Source organism: Caminibacter sp. (genome assembly GCF_053999135.1).
In genome coordinates this window covers 1-16,998 of the sequence record NZ_JBMXVQ010000078.1, presented here as the reverse complement: position 1 = coordinate 16,998, position 16,998 = coordinate 1, and the positions used below count along the sequence as shown (strand labels likewise).

Sequence of the window (16,998 nt, the reverse complement as noted above, 5' to 3'; positions counted from 1 at the left end):
AAACGGAACGGGAAGAAACATCCATCAAAGACCTCTGAATGAAGCTATTAAAATGGCAAATGCAATATATGCGATAACTTCGGAAAATAAAAGCCTTGAAGAAGCGGTAAAAATTTTGAAAAGTTAAGGGATTTTAAAGTTTAAATGAGTTATAATTGATTAGTCTTATAAAAGGAGAAATTATGAGTGCATTTGTTAAATGGTTTAAAGAAATCGGAATTAAAGATGTAGAGGAAGTTGGAGGTAAAAACGCAAGTTTGGGGGAAATGTATAATCATTTAACACCCCTTGGGGTAAACGTTCCAAACGGATTTGCCGTAACGGCTACGGCTTATAAACACTATCTTGATGTTAATAATTTATGGGAGCCTCTAAAGAAACTTTTTGAAAATTTTAATCCTGAAGATATAGACGAATTAAGAGCTGTCGGAAAAGCGGCAAGAAAAATGATAATGGATGCCGAAATTCCGGATGATTTAAAAGAAGAAATCCTAAAAGGATACGAAAAACTTAAAGAAGAATACGGCAAAGATGTAAGCCTTGCGGTTAGAAGTTCGGCTACTGCGGAAGACTCTCCAACCGCTTCGTTTGCCGGACAAAATGAAACATATTTAAACATTAAAGGTGAAAAAAATCTTTTGTGGGCGTATAAAATGTGTATCGCCAGTAATTTTACCGACAGAAGTATAAGTTACAAATATACCCACGGTTTTGACCCTCTAAAAGTTTATCTTTCCGTTACGGTTATGAAAATGGTTAGAAGTGATAAAGGAAGCAGCGGGGTTATGTTTAGTATCGATACCGAAACAGGTTTTAGAGACGTTGTATTTATAAACGCCGCATGGGGGCTTGGGGAAAATGTTGTTCAGGGGACAATTGACCCGGATGCTTTTTATGTTCATAAACCGACTTTCAAAAAAGGGAAAAAAGCCGTTTTAAAAAGAAAACTGGGCAGCAAAGAAATGATGATGGTATTTAGTGAAACTCTTGAGAGAGCAAATCTTGCCGAACAGTTTACTAAAAATATTAAAACGCCTATTGAAAAAAAAATGAAATTTGCTATAACAGATGATGAAATACTTAAACTTGCCGACTGGGCTATAAAAATTGAAGAACATTATACAAACGTAAGAGGAGTTTATACTCCAATGGATATGGAATGGGCAAAAGACGGAATAGACGGAAAACTTTACATGGTCCAGGCAAGACCCGAAACAGTCCATTCACAGGAAAAAATCAATGAATTTGAAATCTACAGACTTCTTGAAAAAGGAAAAGTCTTAGTAACGGGAAATGCGGTTGGAGAAAAAATAGGTGCCGGAAAGGTTAAAATATTAAAATCAATGGCTGAAGCGGATAAATTTAATGAGGGCGACGTATTGGTAGCCCATACGACAAGTCCTGATTGGGAACCTGTTATGAAAAAAGCAAGCGCAATTGTAACGGAAACGGGAGGCAGGACCTGCCATGCGGCAATTGTAAGTAGAGAGCTTGGAAAACCGGCGGTCGTGGGGGCAAAAGACGCCACTAAAATACTTAAAGAAAACCAAGAAGTAACCGTCAGCTGTGCCGAGGGGGAAATCGGAAAGGTATATGAGGGTATTTTAAAATATGAAGTTCAAAAAGTTGATATTTCTAAACTTCCGCGCCCTAAAACAAAAATTATGATGAACCTTGGAAACCCTGAGCTTGCTTTTTCTCTGGCAAAACTGCCGGTTGATGGAATAGGTCTTGCAAGAATGGAATTTATTATCAACAACTACATAAAAGCCCATCCAATGGCTATAAAACATCCTGAAATGCTGAGTGAAACAGAAAAAGCGCTTATAGATGAGCTTGCTTTTCCATTTGACGGAGATGCAGAGGATTTTTTTGTAAAAACCCTAAGTGAAGGGGTTGCCACAATTGCCAGCAGCGTATATCCAAAAAAATGTATTGTAAGAATGAGCGATTTTAAATCAAACGAATATGCAAATCTACTTGGTGGAAGACACTTTGAGCCTATTGAAGACAATCCGATGATAGGATTTAGAGGAGCGGCAAGATATACCCATCCAAACTATAAAGAAGGGTTTGAGCTTGAATGTAAAGCCATGAAAAGAGCAATAGAAGAGATGGGATTTGACAATATTGTCTTGATGATTCCGTTTTGCAGAAGAATTGATGAGGCAAAAAGAGTAAAAGAGGCGTTAAAACAAAACGGGCTTGGAGATGTTGAAGTTTATATGATGTGTGAAATTCCAAGCAATGTCATTTTAATTGATGAGTTTTTAGAAATTTATGACGGAATAAGCATCGGTACAAACGATTTAACCCAATTGACTCTCGGAGTTGACAGGGATTCCCAAATAGTCGCGTTTGATTATGACGAAAGGGACGAAGCGGTCAAAAGAATGGTAAAAATGGCTGTAGAAGGGGCAAAACGACACAACAAATACAACGGTCTTTGCGGACAGGCTCCAAGCGATTATCCGGATTTTGCAGAGTTTCTCGTAAAAATAGGAATTGAAAGTATGAGTTTAAATCCTGATAGTGTTTTAAGAATCATTAAAGACATAGCTGAAATGGAGAGTAAAGATGAAAGTAAATAATCAGGCATACGAACAAAGTTTCGGGGCTGCAAAAATAGTAACAGGCTCAGCCCACCTGCTTGACAGCACAAAAAGCAAAATTTTAATAGACTGCGGTATGTTTCAGGGGGTAAATGAACATTTAAACTACGAACCTTTAGGATTTAACCCAAAAGAAATTGAAGCACTTATCTTAACACACGGTCATTTAGACCATGTAGGAAGAATTCCCCTTTTGTATAAATACGGATTTAAAGGAAAAGTTTTCGCTCATCCGGCAACTTTTGACATAGCTAAGGTTGTCTTAATGGACAGTGCAAAACTTCAAGAAGAAGATTATCAGACAAGATATAAAAAAGCCCAAAGAAGAGGAAAAGAAAAATTTGTTACAAAACCTCTTTATACACGCGATGATGTCAAAAAGATATTTAAAAAAATGAAAAAAATTGAAATAGAATACAATAAAAAAGTAAACATAACAAAAGACATTAGAGCCGTCTTTAAAGATGCGGGACATATTTTAGGAAGCGCATTTGTAGAAATTGAATTTGAAAATTTCGGAATAAAAAAACATGTGGTATTCAGCGGAGATTTAGGCAATAAAGACAACGAAATTTTACCGCCTCCTAAAAAACCTTCCGTTGCCGACGCGCTTTTTATAGAATCCACTTATGGAGACAGAAACCATAAAAGTTTTGAAGAAAGCAAGCTTGAATTTAAAAAAGCGATAATTGAAACGCTCCTTAGCGGAGGTAATGTAATAATTCCTACTTTTGCCATAGAAAGGGCACAGCAGCTGTTATGTCTGCTTAAAGAGATGAGTGAAGAAAAATCACTCCCAAAAGAAGCAAAAGTATTTCTTGATTCTCCAATGGCAAATAAAGTAACGGCAATTTATAAAAAATGGTATAAACTTTTAAGTAAAAAATGCCAAAAATTCAAAAAACATCCTTTTGAATTTCCACAGTTAAAACTAATAAAAGACGTCGAAGAATCTAAAAAAATAAATGACATTCACAGAAATGCCGTAATAATAGCCGGAAGCGGAATGTGCACGGGAGGCAGAATTCTTCATCATCTCAAACACAGAATATGGAATCCTAAAAATTCTATTCTTTTTGTAGGATATCAGGCAAAAGGGACGCTCGGAAGAGAAATTATAGATGGAGCTAAATTTATAAAAATTTTTCATGAAGAAATTATCGTTAGGGCTAAAATATATACAATTAACGGATTTTCCGCTCACGCGGACCAAAAAGAACTTCTTGAATGGATGAGCGAATTTGACAGGCTTGATAGAATATTTTTAATTCACGGAGAATATGATAAGCAACTCGTTTTTAAATCTGTCATAAAAAATTTTCTTAACAAAAAAGCGCATATAGTGGACATGGGAGAAAAAATTTATTTATAAAATAAGAAGGGTTTTTCACCCTTCCCAAATGTCATCCGCAAAATCATGAATATTATTCATAATTTTAGGAAACGTATCGAAATAAACTTTTTTTGCTTTTTCTAAATCAACTTCAACATCGTTAATTTTTATTTTATTCCCACCTACTTTACCTATTTTTTCAAAGTAAATTCCTTCATTTTTACATAATTCTTCAAATGCTTTTTCATTTTCGGGTTTAATTTCAACAAAAGCACGGCTTAGAGACTCTGCGAAAATATCTTCGGGATTTTGCACGTTTATATTCAAATCAAGTCCCTTATCGCTAACACATGCCCATTTATAAGCCGCTATTGCAGCTCCTCCTGTACTTATATCCTTAGCACTTTCAATCAAATCATTTTGAAGAACCCTCCAAAGTTTGGCTTCTTTTTCAAAATCAACTTCAGGATGAACTCCCGCTACTTTTCCACCAAATACCTTAAGATATAAACTTCCGCCAAATTCAGGTTTTGTTTCCCCTAAAATATAAACGGTATTTCCTTCACTCTTAAGTTCGCCGCTTCTATAGCCATCACTCGCTCCGACCATCGCAATTTCAGGAGTAGGATAAACGCCTTCACCTTCATTTTCATTATATAAGGAAACGTTACCGCTGACTACCGGAGTATTAAGCTCCCGACATGCATCTTTAATACCTTCACAAGCTTCTTTAAATTGCCACATAATCTCAGGATTTTCTGGATTACCGAAATTTAAACAGTCCGTAATAGCTAGAGGTTTTATTTTTTTAACGGCAATATTTCTCCCCGCTTCCATTACAGCGGCAGCCGCACCTTTTTTAGGGTCGATATAACAAAATCTAGCGTTACAATCGGCACTCATACCAAGAAATCTTCCGTTTTCTTTTACCCTAATTACACTTCCGTCAACTCTTTTTGTATCAACGGTGTTTGTCTGCACCATAGAATCATACTGTTCATAAATCCATGCCTTATCCACTACTTCGCTCTCGCTCATAAGTTTTTCAAATGCTTTTTGCGGCTCGATTTTCGGAATTTCTACGTTTTTAATATTTTTTAAATATTCCGGCTCTTTTACAGGGCGGCAAAGTTCCGGCGCTTCTTCTGTAATAGGCGCTACAGGAATATCGGCAACTTTTTCTCCATGCCAGAAAAGCTCAACTTTTCCCGTATCTGTAACTTCTCCGATTACTTCGGCATCAAGGTCGTATTTTTTAAATATTTCTATAATTTTATCTTCATATCCTTTTTTCGCACAGATAAGCATTCTCTCTTGAGATTCGCTAAGCATTAATTCATAAGGGTTCATACCCTCTTCTCTCATAGGCACTTTATCAAGATACATTTTAAGCCCACTACCCGATTTACTTGCCATTTCAAAACTGCTTGAAGTAAGTCCTGCCGCTCCCATATCCTGAATACCTACGATATAATCCGTTTTAAAAAGCTCTAAGCATGCTTCCATTAAAAGTTTTTCAGTAAAAGGGTCACCCACCTGAACGGTCGGTCTTTGGTCTTCATCTCCTTCTTTAAAACTGTCACTACTCATAACGGCCCCGCCAAGTCCGTCGCGTCCTGTTTTAGACCCTACATAAATCACTGGATTTCCTACACCTTCTGCTTTTGCGTAAAAAATCTCATCTTGTTTCGCAAGTCCTAAAGCAAATGCGTTTACTAAAATATTTCCTTTATAACTGTCTTCAAATGCCGTCTCTCCCCCGATTGTAGGGACTCCAACACAGTTTCCATATCCGGCAATCCCGGCAACTACCCCGCTTAAGAGGTGTCTATGAAGTTTTGCTATATCGTCATTTCCTTTAATATGAGCAAATCTGATGGCGTTAAGGTTCGCAACAGGTCTTGCTCCCATGGTAAATACGTCTCTTAAAATTCCCCCAACTCCCGTCGCAGCACCCTGATAAGGTTCGATAAAACTCGGATGGTTGTGAGATTCCATTTTAAATACAGCAGCCATTCCATCACCGATATCAATAACTCCGGCATTTTCTCCCGGACCTTGAATAACCCAAGGCGCTTCAGTCGGGAAACCTTTTAAATAACATTTACTTGATTTATAAGAACAGTGCTCACTCCACATAGCACTGAAAATTCCAAGTTCTACAAGATTTGGTTCTCTTCCTAAAATTTTTACTATATGTTCATAATCTTCTTTAGTTAATTTATGACGCGCAAGAATTTCATCAAGCTGAGATTTATCTATTTCCATATATCCCATATCAAACCTTTTTTATTTGAATTTTACCATTAAAATTCAATATTCTCAATATCTTTTTTTTCACTGAGTTTCATTATAAGCTTTTGAGAAAAGAGTTCATGACAATTAGGACATCTGGTTGAATAAAGAGGAAACGTTTTTTTACACTGAGAACAGATATACTCAAACTCAAGTTCACCCAAATTGTTAGGCAAATATTTTAAGGCTTCTATTTCAAAAGGCGCCTTTTTTTCGCATTTTTTAACTTTTTTAGCAGCCAATACATTACAAAATTTTTCATTGTCCGGAATATCTTTTCTATTCCAGTATAAATCCAAATCCTCATAAACATCTAAAATATCATAAGCTTTTTCAGGATTCGTTTTAAAAAGATAAGATACATATTCCCGTCTGACAAACGGATATTTTTTATAAATATCATTAAAACTCTCAACATCTTTACAAAATTCTTCCAAATTACATCCATGTGTTAGATAAAGTTTTATTAATGCATTTGCCTTTTCTTTTGGCAAATCAACTCCAAGTTCGTTAAAAACTTCTAAGACATCAACAATTTCTTTATAATTTCCAAGCTTTTCATCAATCCATATCAAAAGTTTAAGAGCTTCCCTGTCCCTTGGTCTTATTTTTAATACTTTATAAATAATATTTTTTGCTTTTTCTAAAAAACCCGCCTTAAAATATAAAAGCGCTATACTTTTTAAAATATCCGGAGAATTTTGCTGTTTTTCGATTAAAAGATAGATTTTAAGAGCTTTTTCATAATCCCCTTTTATTTCATATGCCCTTGCTAAAAGTAAAAGGGCGCTTATTGAATTTTTATCTACTTTCAAATCTTCAATCTCAACATATTCAAAATCTCTTAAGAGTTTTTCTATCTCTTTTTGTTTTAAAATCTCTTTTAATTTCCCAAAACCAAGCGTTAAAATTACTGTCACAAGTATAATTAGGAAAAAAACAATTACGCTAAAAAGAGGGTCTCTGTAATCCAATTCGTACCTTTTTTTATAGTATAATACCAAAATGATAAGCAAAGAATCCATTGAAAATCTAAAATCCCTCATCGATATCGTTGATGTAATCGGCAATTATGTTCAGTTAAAAAAAGCGGGCAGCAACTATAAAGCCCTGTGTCCGTTCCACAGCGAAAAAACCCCTTCTTTTGTAGTCAGTCCCGCTAAACAGATTTATCACTGCTTTGGGTGCGGTGCCAGCGGTGATGCTATAAAATTTGTTATGGAAATTGAAAAGCTCTCTTATAAAGAAGCCATTGAAAAACTGGCAAGCATGTATAATTTCAAACTCGAATACACTTCAAATTCAAATTTTTTATCAATCGACCTGCTTGAAAAAGTAAATAATTTTTACAAAGGTGAACTTTATAAAAACAAAACCGCATATGAATATCTTAAAAACAGAGGGCTTTTTGATTCAACGATAGAAAAATTCGGCCTTGGGTATGCGCCTGAGAGTTTTAAACAGATGAAATTTTTTAAAGACGCAAACCTTGATAAAAAAGAGCTTACAGCCTTGGGTGTCTTGGTAGAAAACGGCGAATACCCGAGACTTATCGAAAGAATTACGTTTCCCATATTTTCCCAAAGCGGTAAAATCATCGCATTTGGCGGAAGGACCATAACAAACCATCCGGCAAAATACATAAACTTTACCAATACAAAAGTTTTTAATAAATCAAAAACGTTTTACGGATATAATTTTGCAAGGGAGCATGTTTTAAGAAAAAAAGAGATAATAATTACCGAAGGTTATATGGACGTAATTATGCTTCACCAAGCGGGAATTGAAAATTCCGTTGCCACTCTTGGAACAGCCCTTACAAAAGAACATCTCCCGATACTAAAAAAAATAGAACCAAAAGTAATAGTAGCTTATGACAGCGACTCTGCAGGAATTAACGCCGCTCTTAAAGCATCAAAACTTCTTTTTGCAGAATTTTTTGACGGAGGCGTAACACTTTTTCCTGAAGGTCTTGACCCGGCTGATGTGGTAAAAGAAGGAAAAGATGTTAAAAATTTTTTCTTAAATCCCATAAAATTTTCCGATTTTATTATCGATTTTACAATAAAAAAATATAACATTAAAAATGTTCTTGAAAAGAAAAAAGCAATTGATGAGTTTAAAGAATACATCTCAACGCTTCCTGAAATCTTAAAAGAAGATTTTTCTATAAAAGTATCCCAAAGGCTTCAAATTTCACCTCAGCTCTTAAAAGTCAAATCAAAACCCGCTATTTCACATGAACAAAACATCAATATGAATAAAAAAATAGATGTCGCAGAAGCCAGCATAATAAAAACATTATATGAAAACCGTAAATGGATGGATGAAATTGTAGAATATTTAAGTCCTGAGATGTTTAACACCCACCAAGAAGAACTGCAGCTTGTTTATAAAGAAGATTTTGAAAACCCGAAACTTCTTGACATAGTTCTAAGAGACGATATAATGGTGCTTGATTACGATACGTTAAAATCACAGATTATTAAATTACTTATTCCTTATTACAAAAATAAACTTATACAAATAAAATATGACAGCACTCTTGATAGTGATACGAGAATGCATCTATTAAAAGAAATAAATACAAAATTATTAAAATTAAAGAAAGGACAGTTGGTTGAAAGCGCTATCTCTATTTAGCGGCGGGCTTGACAGTGCTCTTGCCGTAAAAATTATACAGGACCAGGGAATAGAAGTTGAAGGCGTTTATGTGGATTTAGGATTTGAATCCAATAAAGAAAAAATAAAACACCTTCAAAAACTGGCAGACGAACTTGGCATTAAACTAACGGTAATTGACGCAAAAAAAGAATATATAGAAAAAATTCTCTTTTCACCCGTTTACGGATACGGGAAAAATATGAACCCGTGTATCGACTGCCACGCATTTATGATAAAAAAAGCAAAAGAATATATGGAAAAATCGGGAGCAAAATTTATTATAAGCGGAGAAGTTGTAGGACAAAGACCTATGAGCCAGAGACTACCGGCCCTTAATGCCGTAAATAAACTCTCAAACGCCCAGGGACTGGTACTAAGACCTCTTAGCGCAAAACTTCTGCCTCCTACCTTACCTGAACTTGAAGGCTGGATTGACAGGGAAAAACTGTTAGGAATTAGCGGAAGAGACAGAAAAGTACAATTAGAACTTGCTAAAAAATACGGGCTTGAAAATTTCGAATCGCCAAGCGGGGGATGTTTGTTGACAGATATAAATTTTTCAAAAAGATTAAAAGATTACTACAAATATCTTCCTCTCACGCCTGAAGAAATTGATATTTTAAAAGTCGGAAGACATTTTAATATAGATTGTTTTAAAATCATTATTTCAAGAAATAAAGACGAAAATCCGCCTTTAAAAGAATATAAAGGTGAAATGTTTGAAAAAATGTTTATTTTAGAAAAACCGGGACCTGTCGGTCTTATTCAAAAAGACGCTCCTGAAAAGATTAAAAAGCTGGCTGCCGATATGATGATAAGTTATACAAAATTTGACGAAGGTGAAGTAAAAATAGGCGAAAAAGTTTACAAAGGAGAAAAAAAAGATAAAAAAATATTTAGTAAATATCTTATTTAACTTTTATATATCCATTATCATATAACCAGTTATAAATTTTACTCACTATCTCTCCGGCCGCACTCCCCCCATGTCCTCCGTGTTCTATAAGCACCGTTACCACATATTGAGGATTTTTATAAGGGCCAAATGTAGTAAGCCATGCATGAGAGCGGTGAAAATAAGCAAGTTCCTCTTCTTTTTTCCTTTTTTTTACTTCCTGAGGTATGGAATAAACCTGGGCAGTACCTGTTTTACCGGCTATGGTTATTTTCGTATTTATATGAGTAGTAGCGGTACCTCCAGGGGCATTACACACTTGCCACATTCCTTTTCTTATCATCCACAGGTTTTTTTTCTCTTTTTGTGACAATACGTCTTTTAATAACGGTTTTGTTAAATTATCATTGATTTTTTTAACAATAAAAGGTTTAGGAAGTTTCGAAGTCGCTATAAGCGCAGTATTTACGGCAACCTGCAAAGGAGTCGCAAGAAAATACCCCTGCCCTATAACGGCATTGAGGGTTTCTCCTATAAACCAAGGCTGATGAAACCTGTTGGCTTTCCACTCCTTATTGGGCACTATTCCGCTTTTTTCATTAGGCATATCTATTCCGGTTTTTTTTCCAAATCCCATCTTTTTTAAGTTTTCAGCTATATAATCTATTCCAAGTTTAAGCCCCATTTTGTAATAATAAACATCAACGCTTCTTCTTATTGCTTTAAAAACATCAACTTCGCCATGTCCTCCGCTTTTCCAGTCCCTAAATTTCCTGTTTCCTATCTGTAAATACCCGGGACAGTAAATTTTTTGCCAAGGATTCCACTTACCGCTGGATACGGCTATAAGTGCTTCGGCAGGTTTGATAGTGGACCCGGGAGGATACAAACCGCTTACAGGCTTATTTAAAAGAGGATTGTAAATATTATGAGAGAGGCTTTTCCACTTTTTATAAGAAATACCTTTTACAAAAAGATTATTATCGTAACTCGGATTGCTTACAAGGGCCAATATCTCACCGTTTACTTTCATAACGACAACAGCGCCTTTTTTATGTTCTTTTTCAAGTAAATCATATATAAATTTTTGAAGTTTCAAATCAACGCTTAACACAAGAGATGAGGTTTGCGGAGGAAATATTTTTACTTCTTTTAAGATTTCATTTTTGGCGTTTACTATAACCTCTTTTTTCCCCGGCTTCCCCTGCAAAATATCGTCATAATACTTTTCAACTCCCCTTTTCCCGGAAAGATGAGTAAATTCTATAATTTCATTTCTTTTTAAGTCTTTTTTGTTGGCTTTTGAAACATATCCCAAAACATTCGCCAAATATTCTTTATATGGATATTTTCGAAGATAAGTGGTTTCAAAATGGATATTTTCATCCTGAGCCAAAACCGGTTCTATTTTGTATACCAGCTCTTCTGGAAGATATTCCATAACCGTTATTGGTTTGTGGTTATAAGGGGAGTTTTTCTTTTTATAAATTGATACAAGCTTTGTTTTATTAATCTCCATAACCTGGGAGATAAAATTTACGCTTTTATTTAATTCTTCTTTTTTTAAATGAGGCATTAGCGTTAAATTAAACCGAAGCTCGTTTAAAGCCACCGGTTTAGCATTTCTGTCATAAATAACACCTCTAACCGGCACTAATGGAATATCTTTTGTAATATTGTTTGTTGAAAGCTTTGAATATTTTTCGTTGGAAACAATACTTAAATCATAAACCCTCCACATTAAAAGAGAAAAAAACGAAAAAATAAAAAAAATAACTATTCCTGTACGCAATCCACAACCTTAATTACAATTAAATCGAATAAAAAATTATAAAATAAAAGCAAGAAAAGAAAATCTATTCCTAAAAACAACGGGAAAAGAAACAAATAAACACTTAAAATAGAAACTATAAACCGATACTCTTTATTTATATATTCTTCTATTTTTTCTTTTAAAAAAAATCTGTAACCAAAAAGTATTAAAAAAAGATAAAGACTTTTTAAAATTCCAAAACCATGAAAAAGAGAAAAAAAAAGAGCATACACAACTCCTACAGCCAACTCTTCGCATACAAATACAAATCCCACTAAAAACGGCGCCAGTAAAAAAGAACCGTTAAATACGGCCAGAATAAAAAACAGTATACTTTTTACAAATATGTAATTAACGCTATTTCGTTGCAATTTGGAAAAAATTTGCATTTTATACAATCCGCCCATATTTTTTTATCAGGCACAGCCTCTTTTTCAATTTCAATAAAACCCAGTTTTTCAAAAAACTCTTTTTGATAAGTTAAAACCAAAACTTCTTTTAAATCAAGTTCTCTTGCTTCTTTTAAAAGATTTTGAACCAGCATTTTACCAAGTCCTTTTCCCTGATAATGTTTATCAACGGCAAGAGAACGTATTTCTCCCAAAAAAGGGGAATATATATGAAGTGCCCCCACTCCCACAGGTTTTTTCCCATCATAAATCAACTGATAAGAACGTATATTGGTAGCTATCTCGTCATCGTCTCTGTTTAATATAATCCCCTCTTCCACATAAGGTTTTAAAACCGACTTTATATCTATAATATTCTTAAGAGTCGGTTTTTTTATCTTCAGATTCATATTCACCCCACAAAATTTCATTTATTTTTTTTCTTACCTGCTCTATTCCTCTTTTTTTAAGATTTGAAACAAAAAGGGCATCTGGATATTTCTGTTTTAATTTAGAAAGTTCGCTTTGTTTTAGTTTGTCTATTTTAGTAAAAACAGTTAAAAGCTGCTGGTCTTTTCTCATAAACGATTTTAAATATTCATCAACATTATTGTCAATATCCAAATCCGGATGCCTTGCATCGCGAAGATGTATAAAAAGTTTTATGTTATATCTGTTTTTTAAAAATTCATCAAGGTTTTTACCCCAGTCTTTTAACATACTTTTTGAAACTTTAGCGTATCCAAACCCGGGCAAATCGACTAAAACATACTTTTTCCCCTCATCCTCAACCTCAAAAAAATTAATAAGTTTAGTTTTTCCGGGAGTTTGAGAAACCTTTGCTATTTTTTGATTAGTAAAAGAATTTAAAAAACTGCTTTTACCAACATTACTTCTACCAAGAAGAGCCACTTCCGTAAAATTAGGCTCTATTGCCTCGTTTATGGTAGGAGCCGATTTTATAAACTTTACTTTCATTCTTCAACCTTTATTATGATATTTATAGGCTTCTTACCACCTTCAACTTTAATATTTTTAGTAAATTTATTCAGTAATATTCTATCCCCTCTTATACTTTCATTTGTATCCAATTTTTGCACAAAAGCATTCCCTTTAAGAAGAATATCCCCTTTTTTTATCCAATAAACAAGTTTATCGCATTTTCCTTTATAAGTAGAATTTTTGTCAAGTATAAACCTAAACTTAACATCTCCAATCGCTTCAAATTTTATTGGTTTTTTCTTTTTATCAAAATATACTATCATTTCTTTACTTAAAATTTCATCCTTTTCCTTAACGGCTTTTACATGACCTTTAAAGATACTTATCAGCTTTTGAGAATCAAATTTGAAACTATCGCTTGATATCTCAAGCTCTGTGGCATTAACAAACATAACTATTAACAATATTAAAAATTTTTTCATGATTCCACCCTTAAATAATAAATAATATTTTTAGCTTTTATGTTCTTGTTTTCGTCAACACAAAAAGATTGACCTTTTCCTCTAAAAGATGATGATTTAATATAAAATCTATCACCTTTCAAATATTTTTTATCTCTGAAATAAACTGCTTTTTCGGTAGTCAAATTATACTCTTTTGCAAAATAATTTACACTAAATCCTTCAACTTCAGAACCCAAAAATCTCACTTTTTTGGCTTCTATTTGCGAATCATTTAACAAATTAAGCAAATAAAAATCATAAGCCACGTAAACACCATCCTTCCTATACAGATTTGAAAATTTACCTTTTTTTGTCAAATTTCCCTCATATACGAAATATTTTGCTTTTTTTATTTCCAAGGAAGGGACATTTACAGGTTTTACACTGTTAGCAGTTTCATAAAAACCACCGTTTTTATATTCCCATACAGGAAATAAAATAATAAAAAGCAAAAATATCAGAAAAAAGACGGCTCTTACCATAAAGATAAAAACTTATTATATAAATTTTCTTCTTTTAATAAAATTTCTATCATTTCCGCAACAGCCCCCTCTCCTCCTCTTTTTGTAAGAGGATTCTCGACAAAATCGTATATATAAGGATTTGCATCCACAGGAGCAAACGTTTTTTTTACAAGTCTCATCATAGACAAATCATTCATATCGTCGCCTATTACCGCAACCTCATTTAAAGAAATTCCAGTTTCATTAACTATTTTTTTTAATTCCTCAGCTTTATTTCTTATCCCCTGTCTTACAAATTCAATTTTTAATTCTTTTGCTCTTCTATCAACAATATTTGAAATTCTACCGGTAATTACGGCACTTTTTTTTCCAAGTTCATTCCAAGACTTTATCATAAGACCATCTTTTATATTAAAAGCTTTCAGCTCCTCTCCGTTGTTTCCGTAATAAATCTTACCGTCAGTCATAGTCCCGTCAACGTCTATTACAATAAGCTCTATCACAATATCCCTTTCGTAGAAGGAATTCCGCTTTCTCTAAAACTCAAGGCCCTTCTAAGAGCCACGGCAAACGATTTAAAAGCGCTTTCTGCTATATGGTGTTTATTTGTTCCTCTTTTGTAAATTATATGGGCTGCTATTTTAAAATTAAATACAAAAGATTTAAAGAACTCTTCAATAAGTTCCAAATCAAAATCCCTTATAGCCCCAATACGCGGCATTTCATAAACTAAATATGGTCTTCCCCCTATATCCAAATCAACCTCAACAGCCGCCTCATCCAAAACGGCAACCGCATTTGCAAATCTTTCTATATTTTTAACTGGAAAAACTTCTTTATATAAAGCCTCTCCAAGTACTATTCCAACATCTTCCACGGTATGATGATAATCAACGTCTATATCACCATCGCAAAAAATATCCATATCTATTCCGCCGTGTTTTGCAAGTGTTTCAAGCATATGGTCAAAAAAACCAACTCCTGTGGAAATATTTGCATTTCCGCTTCCGTTTATATTAACACTTATTTCTATTCTTGTTTCTTTTGTCTCTCTTTTTATCTTGGTCATTTCACTCTCCCACTACAAATCCTCTTATACCTCTTGAAAGCATAAAATTTTTAGCTTCATCATACGTTTTAAACCCGGTAATAAACACTTTATAAAAACCGTTTATATATACTATTTTCGTATTATATCCTAATTTTTGGTAATTATCAGCTGTAATTTGAGCTCCTCTTTTTTTGCTGAAAGCCCCAACCTGCACCATATAACCGTTTACATGCTTTTTGCCTTTAAACCCTATTACTTCCAGCTTCACAGGAGCCGTACCCGTTACGTCAAGTCCTATTTGCTTCCCTGCTGCATAACTTAAATCTATAATTCTTCCTTTAACAAAGGGTCCCCTGTCATTTATTCTAACCGTTACGCTTTTACCGTTATTTAAATTCGTAACCTTTACAATACTATTCATAGGAAGAGTCTTATGAGCAGCCGTAAAATCATACATATTGTAAAGTTCCCCGTTACTTGTGTACTTTCCATGAAAATTAGGACCGTACCAACTAGCAACCCCCTGCTGAGTCCAGCCAACTTCTACAGAATCCATAGGATGATATACATTTCCGTTAACCATATAAGGCTTTTTGGTAGGAGTAGAAATATTAGGCGCACTTAAAACTTCCGTTGTGTATTCCCTCTGGGTACAACCGGTAAAAACTAAAAAAGCAATAAAAAAAATCCATTTTTTCATATTCATCCTTTATAACTTTTGAGGTATTTTTAAAACTTGCCCAACTCTTATTACAGTCGATTTCAATTCATTAGCTTTTAAAATATCTTTATAGGAAATTCCAAACTCTTTGGCAATTTTTGAAAGAGAATCTCCTTTTTTTACTTTATATGATATAAACCGCTTATTTAAAGGAATAATAATTTTTTGAGAAATCCTTAAATATCTGCCGAGATTATTAAAATCTTTTATAACTCTTACTTTTACCTCGAACTTTTTAGCTATTTTTAAAAGGGTATCCCCTTTTTTAACGGTATAAACATAAAAAAATCTTTTAGGATGAAAATTACTTTTAAAAAAAGCTACTTTTTCATAAGGAATATAAACATAATACTTATACGGCGGAGTAAAACTGTTTTTTATATGCATATTATGAGCCCTGAAATTTTTATAATCAAGATTTAAAAATTTAGCAACATAATAAAGATAGGTACCTCCTGGAACTTTAACAGGCATATAAAAAGGCGTCGTCCCGCTGTTTAAAAGATATGCATTTGCATATTCTATAAAATCACTGTTTAAAAGCATACTCAAAGCAATTACTTTTATAATATATTTTCGTGTTTCTTTAGGAAAATACTGTCTGCTTAAACCTTTTTGAAAAATCAGCAAATCCTCTAAAGAAACTTTTACATCCGAAAGTTCTTTATAAAGCCTATAAAGAGGCAGAAATTTACGGCTTCCGTAATGTTGATAATTTTTTATTATTTTCCTGTATTTTTTTATCACAGGGTCTTTTTTACATTTTTTTCCAAGCTTTTCGCAGAGTTTATCCACTTTAGCCCTGACAACACCTTCAACCACTCTAGCTTCCCCTGCGTTGTAAGCCATAACCGCTAAATACCATTTACCAAAGAAATGATGCAAATACTCCAAATATTTTATAGCGGCTTTTGTGGATTTTATAGGATCTTTTCTTTCATCTACATATTCGTCTATCTTTAATCCGTACATTTTGGCGGTTGAAGGCATAAACTGCCAAAGTCCGATAGCCTTTTTATTGGACTTTGCGTTTAAAGTAAAATAACTCTCCGCCATAGCAACCGATATAAGTTCTTTTGGAATAGAGCTTTTTAAAATTTCCTGCTTTATAACAGGCAAAATCTCCACAGAATTTTCCAGAATATTAAGGTAAAAATATTTTTTCTTTTTTGAAAATTCCGTATATTTTTTCTGCAGATAAGGATTTAATAAAAAATTATCTTCAATATTAAGACTTCTTATAATATCAAGACTCTTGTTACTGACAACATCGGCATACAGAAAAACGGTAAAAAAAAGTAAAATAATTTTTTTCA

Annotated in this window: 16 protein-coding genes and 1 pseudogene; 5 read left to right on the top strand and 12 right to left on the bottom strand. The window is 33.6% G+C overall.

Features of this window, described 5'->3' with window-relative positions; translation table 11 throughout:
- From ACXJH6_RS06295 to ACXJH6_RS06285, 3 genes and pseudogenes are all read left to right on the top strand, one after another.
- Positions 1-127, top strand: a pseudogene (locus tag ACXJH6_RS06295) (aldolase); the annotation flags it as partial.
- 55 nt (positions 128-182) lie between these two features.
- Complete coding sequence (gene ppsA / locus ACXJH6_RS06290) at positions 183-2,591, top strand: phosphoenolpyruvate synthase (protein WP_456470908.1); 2,409 nt, start codon at positions 183-185, stop codon at positions 2,589-2,591.
- Complete coding sequence (locus ACXJH6_RS06285; protein WP_456470907.1) at positions 2,578-3,984, top strand: MBL fold metallo-hydrolase RNA specificity domain-containing protein; 1,407 nt, start codon at positions 2,578-2,580, stop codon at positions 3,982-3,984. Before ppsA ends, ACXJH6_RS06285 begins: the two co-directional genes overlap by 14 nt.
- Positions 3,985-3,999: 15 nt before the next feature.
- Here the strand turns inward: ACXJH6_RS06285 and purL are convergent, their stop codons facing one another.
- Both purL and ACXJH6_RS06275 read right to left on the bottom strand, forming a co-directional pair.
- A complete protein-coding gene (gene purL, locus ACXJH6_RS06280) occupies positions 4,000-6,213 on the bottom strand; it encodes a phosphoribosylformylglycinamidine synthase subunit PurL (RefSeq protein WP_456470909.1) in 2,214 nt (737 codons plus the stop codon).
- A gap of 38 nt (positions 6,214-6,251) precedes the next feature.
- A complete protein-coding gene (locus ACXJH6_RS06275) occupies positions 6,252-7,214 on the bottom strand; it encodes a hypothetical protein (protein WP_456470906.1) in 963 nt (320 codons plus the stop codon).
- A 31-nt stretch (positions 7,215-7,245) separates the two neighbouring features.
- Here ACXJH6_RS06275 and dnaG point away from each other — a divergent pair, with 31 nt between their 5' ends.
- Together dnaG and ACXJH6_RS06265 are read left to right on the top strand one after the other, a co-directional pair.
- Positions 7,246-8,883, top strand: a complete 1,638-nt coding sequence (gene dnaG, locus ACXJH6_RS06270; RefSeq protein WP_456470905.1) for a DNA primase — start codon at positions 7,246-7,248, stop codon at positions 8,881-8,883.
- Positions 8,861-9,820 carry an argininosuccinate synthase domain-containing protein gene (locus tag ACXJH6_RS06265; protein WP_456470904.1) on the top strand — a complete coding sequence of 320 codons (960 nt, stop codon included), beginning with the start codon at positions 8,861-8,863 and terminating at the stop codon, positions 9,818-9,820. Before dnaG ends, ACXJH6_RS06265 begins: the two co-directional genes overlap by 23 nt.
- Here ACXJH6_RS06265 and mrdA read toward each other — a convergent pair.
- The 10 genes from mrdA to ACXJH6_RS06215 form a co-directional block, all read right to left on the bottom strand.
- The gene (gene mrdA, locus ACXJH6_RS06260) at positions 9,813-11,591 is read right to left on the bottom strand and encodes a penicillin-binding protein 2 (protein WP_456470903.1); all 1,779 of its coding nucleotides are present in this window, start codon (positions 11,589-11,591) and stop codon (positions 9,813-9,815) included. The two genes, ACXJH6_RS06265 and mrdA, sit on opposite strands and share 8 nt — an antisense overlap.
- A complete protein-coding gene (locus ACXJH6_RS06255) occupies positions 11,576-11,887 on the bottom strand; it encodes a hypothetical protein (RefSeq protein WP_456470902.1) in 312 nt (103 codons plus the stop codon). The genes mrdA and ACXJH6_RS06255 overlap by 16 nt, the downstream gene beginning before the upstream one ends.
- 62 nt (positions 11,888-11,949) lie before the next feature.
- Entirely contained in the window at positions 11,950-12,411 is a 462-nt protein-coding gene (locus ACXJH6_RS06250) for an N-acetyltransferase (protein ID WP_456470901.1), read from the bottom strand.
- Positions 12,380-12,979: a ribosome biogenesis GTP-binding protein YihA/YsxC gene (gene yihA, locus ACXJH6_RS06245; RefSeq protein WP_456470900.1), complete on the bottom strand. Its 600-nt coding sequence runs from the start codon at positions 12,977-12,979 to the stop codon at positions 12,380-12,382. The genes ACXJH6_RS06250 and yihA overlap by 32 nt, the downstream gene beginning before the upstream one ends.
- On the bottom strand, positions 12,976-13,425 hold the full coding sequence (gene lptA, locus ACXJH6_RS06240) for a lipopolysaccharide transport periplasmic protein LptA (protein WP_456470899.1): 450 nt from the start codon (positions 13,423-13,425) through the stop codon (positions 12,976-12,978). Before lptA ends, yihA begins: the two co-directional genes overlap by 4 nt.
- Entirely contained in the window at positions 13,422-13,763 is a 342-nt protein-coding gene (locus tag ACXJH6_RS06235; RefSeq protein ID WP_456470898.1) for a hypothetical protein, read from the bottom strand. Before ACXJH6_RS06235 ends, lptA begins: the two co-directional genes overlap by 4 nt.
- 158 nt (positions 13,764-13,921) lie before the next feature.
- Positions 13,922-14,413, bottom strand: coding sequence for a KdsC family phosphatase (locus tag ACXJH6_RS06230; protein ID WP_456470897.1), 492 nt, complete (start codon positions 14,411-14,413; stop codon positions 13,922-13,924).
- A complete protein-coding gene (hisB, locus tag ACXJH6_RS06225) occupies positions 14,410-14,979 on the bottom strand; it encodes an imidazoleglycerol-phosphate dehydratase HisB (RefSeq protein ID WP_456470896.1) in 570 nt (189 codons plus the stop codon). The genes ACXJH6_RS06230 and hisB overlap by 4 nt, the downstream gene beginning before the upstream one ends.
- A gap of 1 nt (position 14,980) precedes the next feature.
- Positions 14,981-15,661, bottom strand: coding sequence for a septal ring lytic transglycosylase RlpA family protein (locus ACXJH6_RS06220; RefSeq protein ID WP_456470895.1), 681 nt, complete (start codon positions 15,659-15,661; stop codon positions 14,981-14,983).
- 9 nt (positions 15,662-15,670) lie between these two features.
- A partial coding sequence (locus ACXJH6_RS06215) for a lytic transglycosylase domain-containing protein (protein ID WP_456470894.1) occupies positions 15,671-16,998 on the bottom strand: 1,328 nt, incomplete at its 5' end.

Bases quoted from the DNA above. Each gene is read 5' to 3' on its own strand.
- ACXJH6_RS06220 (WP_456470895.1), bottom strand. From the start codon at position 15,661: ATGAAAAAATGGATTTTTTTTATTGCTTTTTTAGTTTTTACCGGTTGT.
- purL (WP_456470909.1), bottom strand. From the start codon at position 6,213: ATGGAAATAGATAAATCTCAGCTTGATGAAATTCTTGCGCGTCATAAA.
- dnaG (WP_456470905.1), top strand. From the start codon at position 7,246: ATGATAAGCAAAGAATCCATTGAAAATCTAAAATCCCTCATCGATATC.
- hisB (WP_456470896.1), bottom strand. From the start codon at position 14,979: ATGACCAAGATAAAAAGAGAGACAAAAGAAACAAGAATAGAAATAAGT.
- ACXJH6_RS06285 (WP_456470907.1), top strand. From the start codon at position 2,578: ATGAAAGTAAATAATCAGGCATACGAACAAAGTTTCGGGGCTGCAAAA.
- ACXJH6_RS06250 (WP_456470901.1), bottom strand. From the start codon at position 12,411: ATGAATCTGAAGATAAAAAAACCGACTCTTAAGAATATTATAGATATA.
- lptA (WP_456470899.1), bottom strand. From the start codon at position 13,425: ATGAAAAAATTTTTAATATTGTTAATAGTTATGTTTGTTAATGCCACA.
- ppsA (WP_456470908.1), top strand. From the start codon at position 183: ATGAGTGCATTTGTTAAATGGTTTAAAGAAATCGGAATTAAAGATGTA.
- yihA (WP_456470900.1), bottom strand. From the start codon at position 12,979: ATGAAAGTAAAGTTTATAAAATCGGCTCCTACCATAAACGAGGCAATA.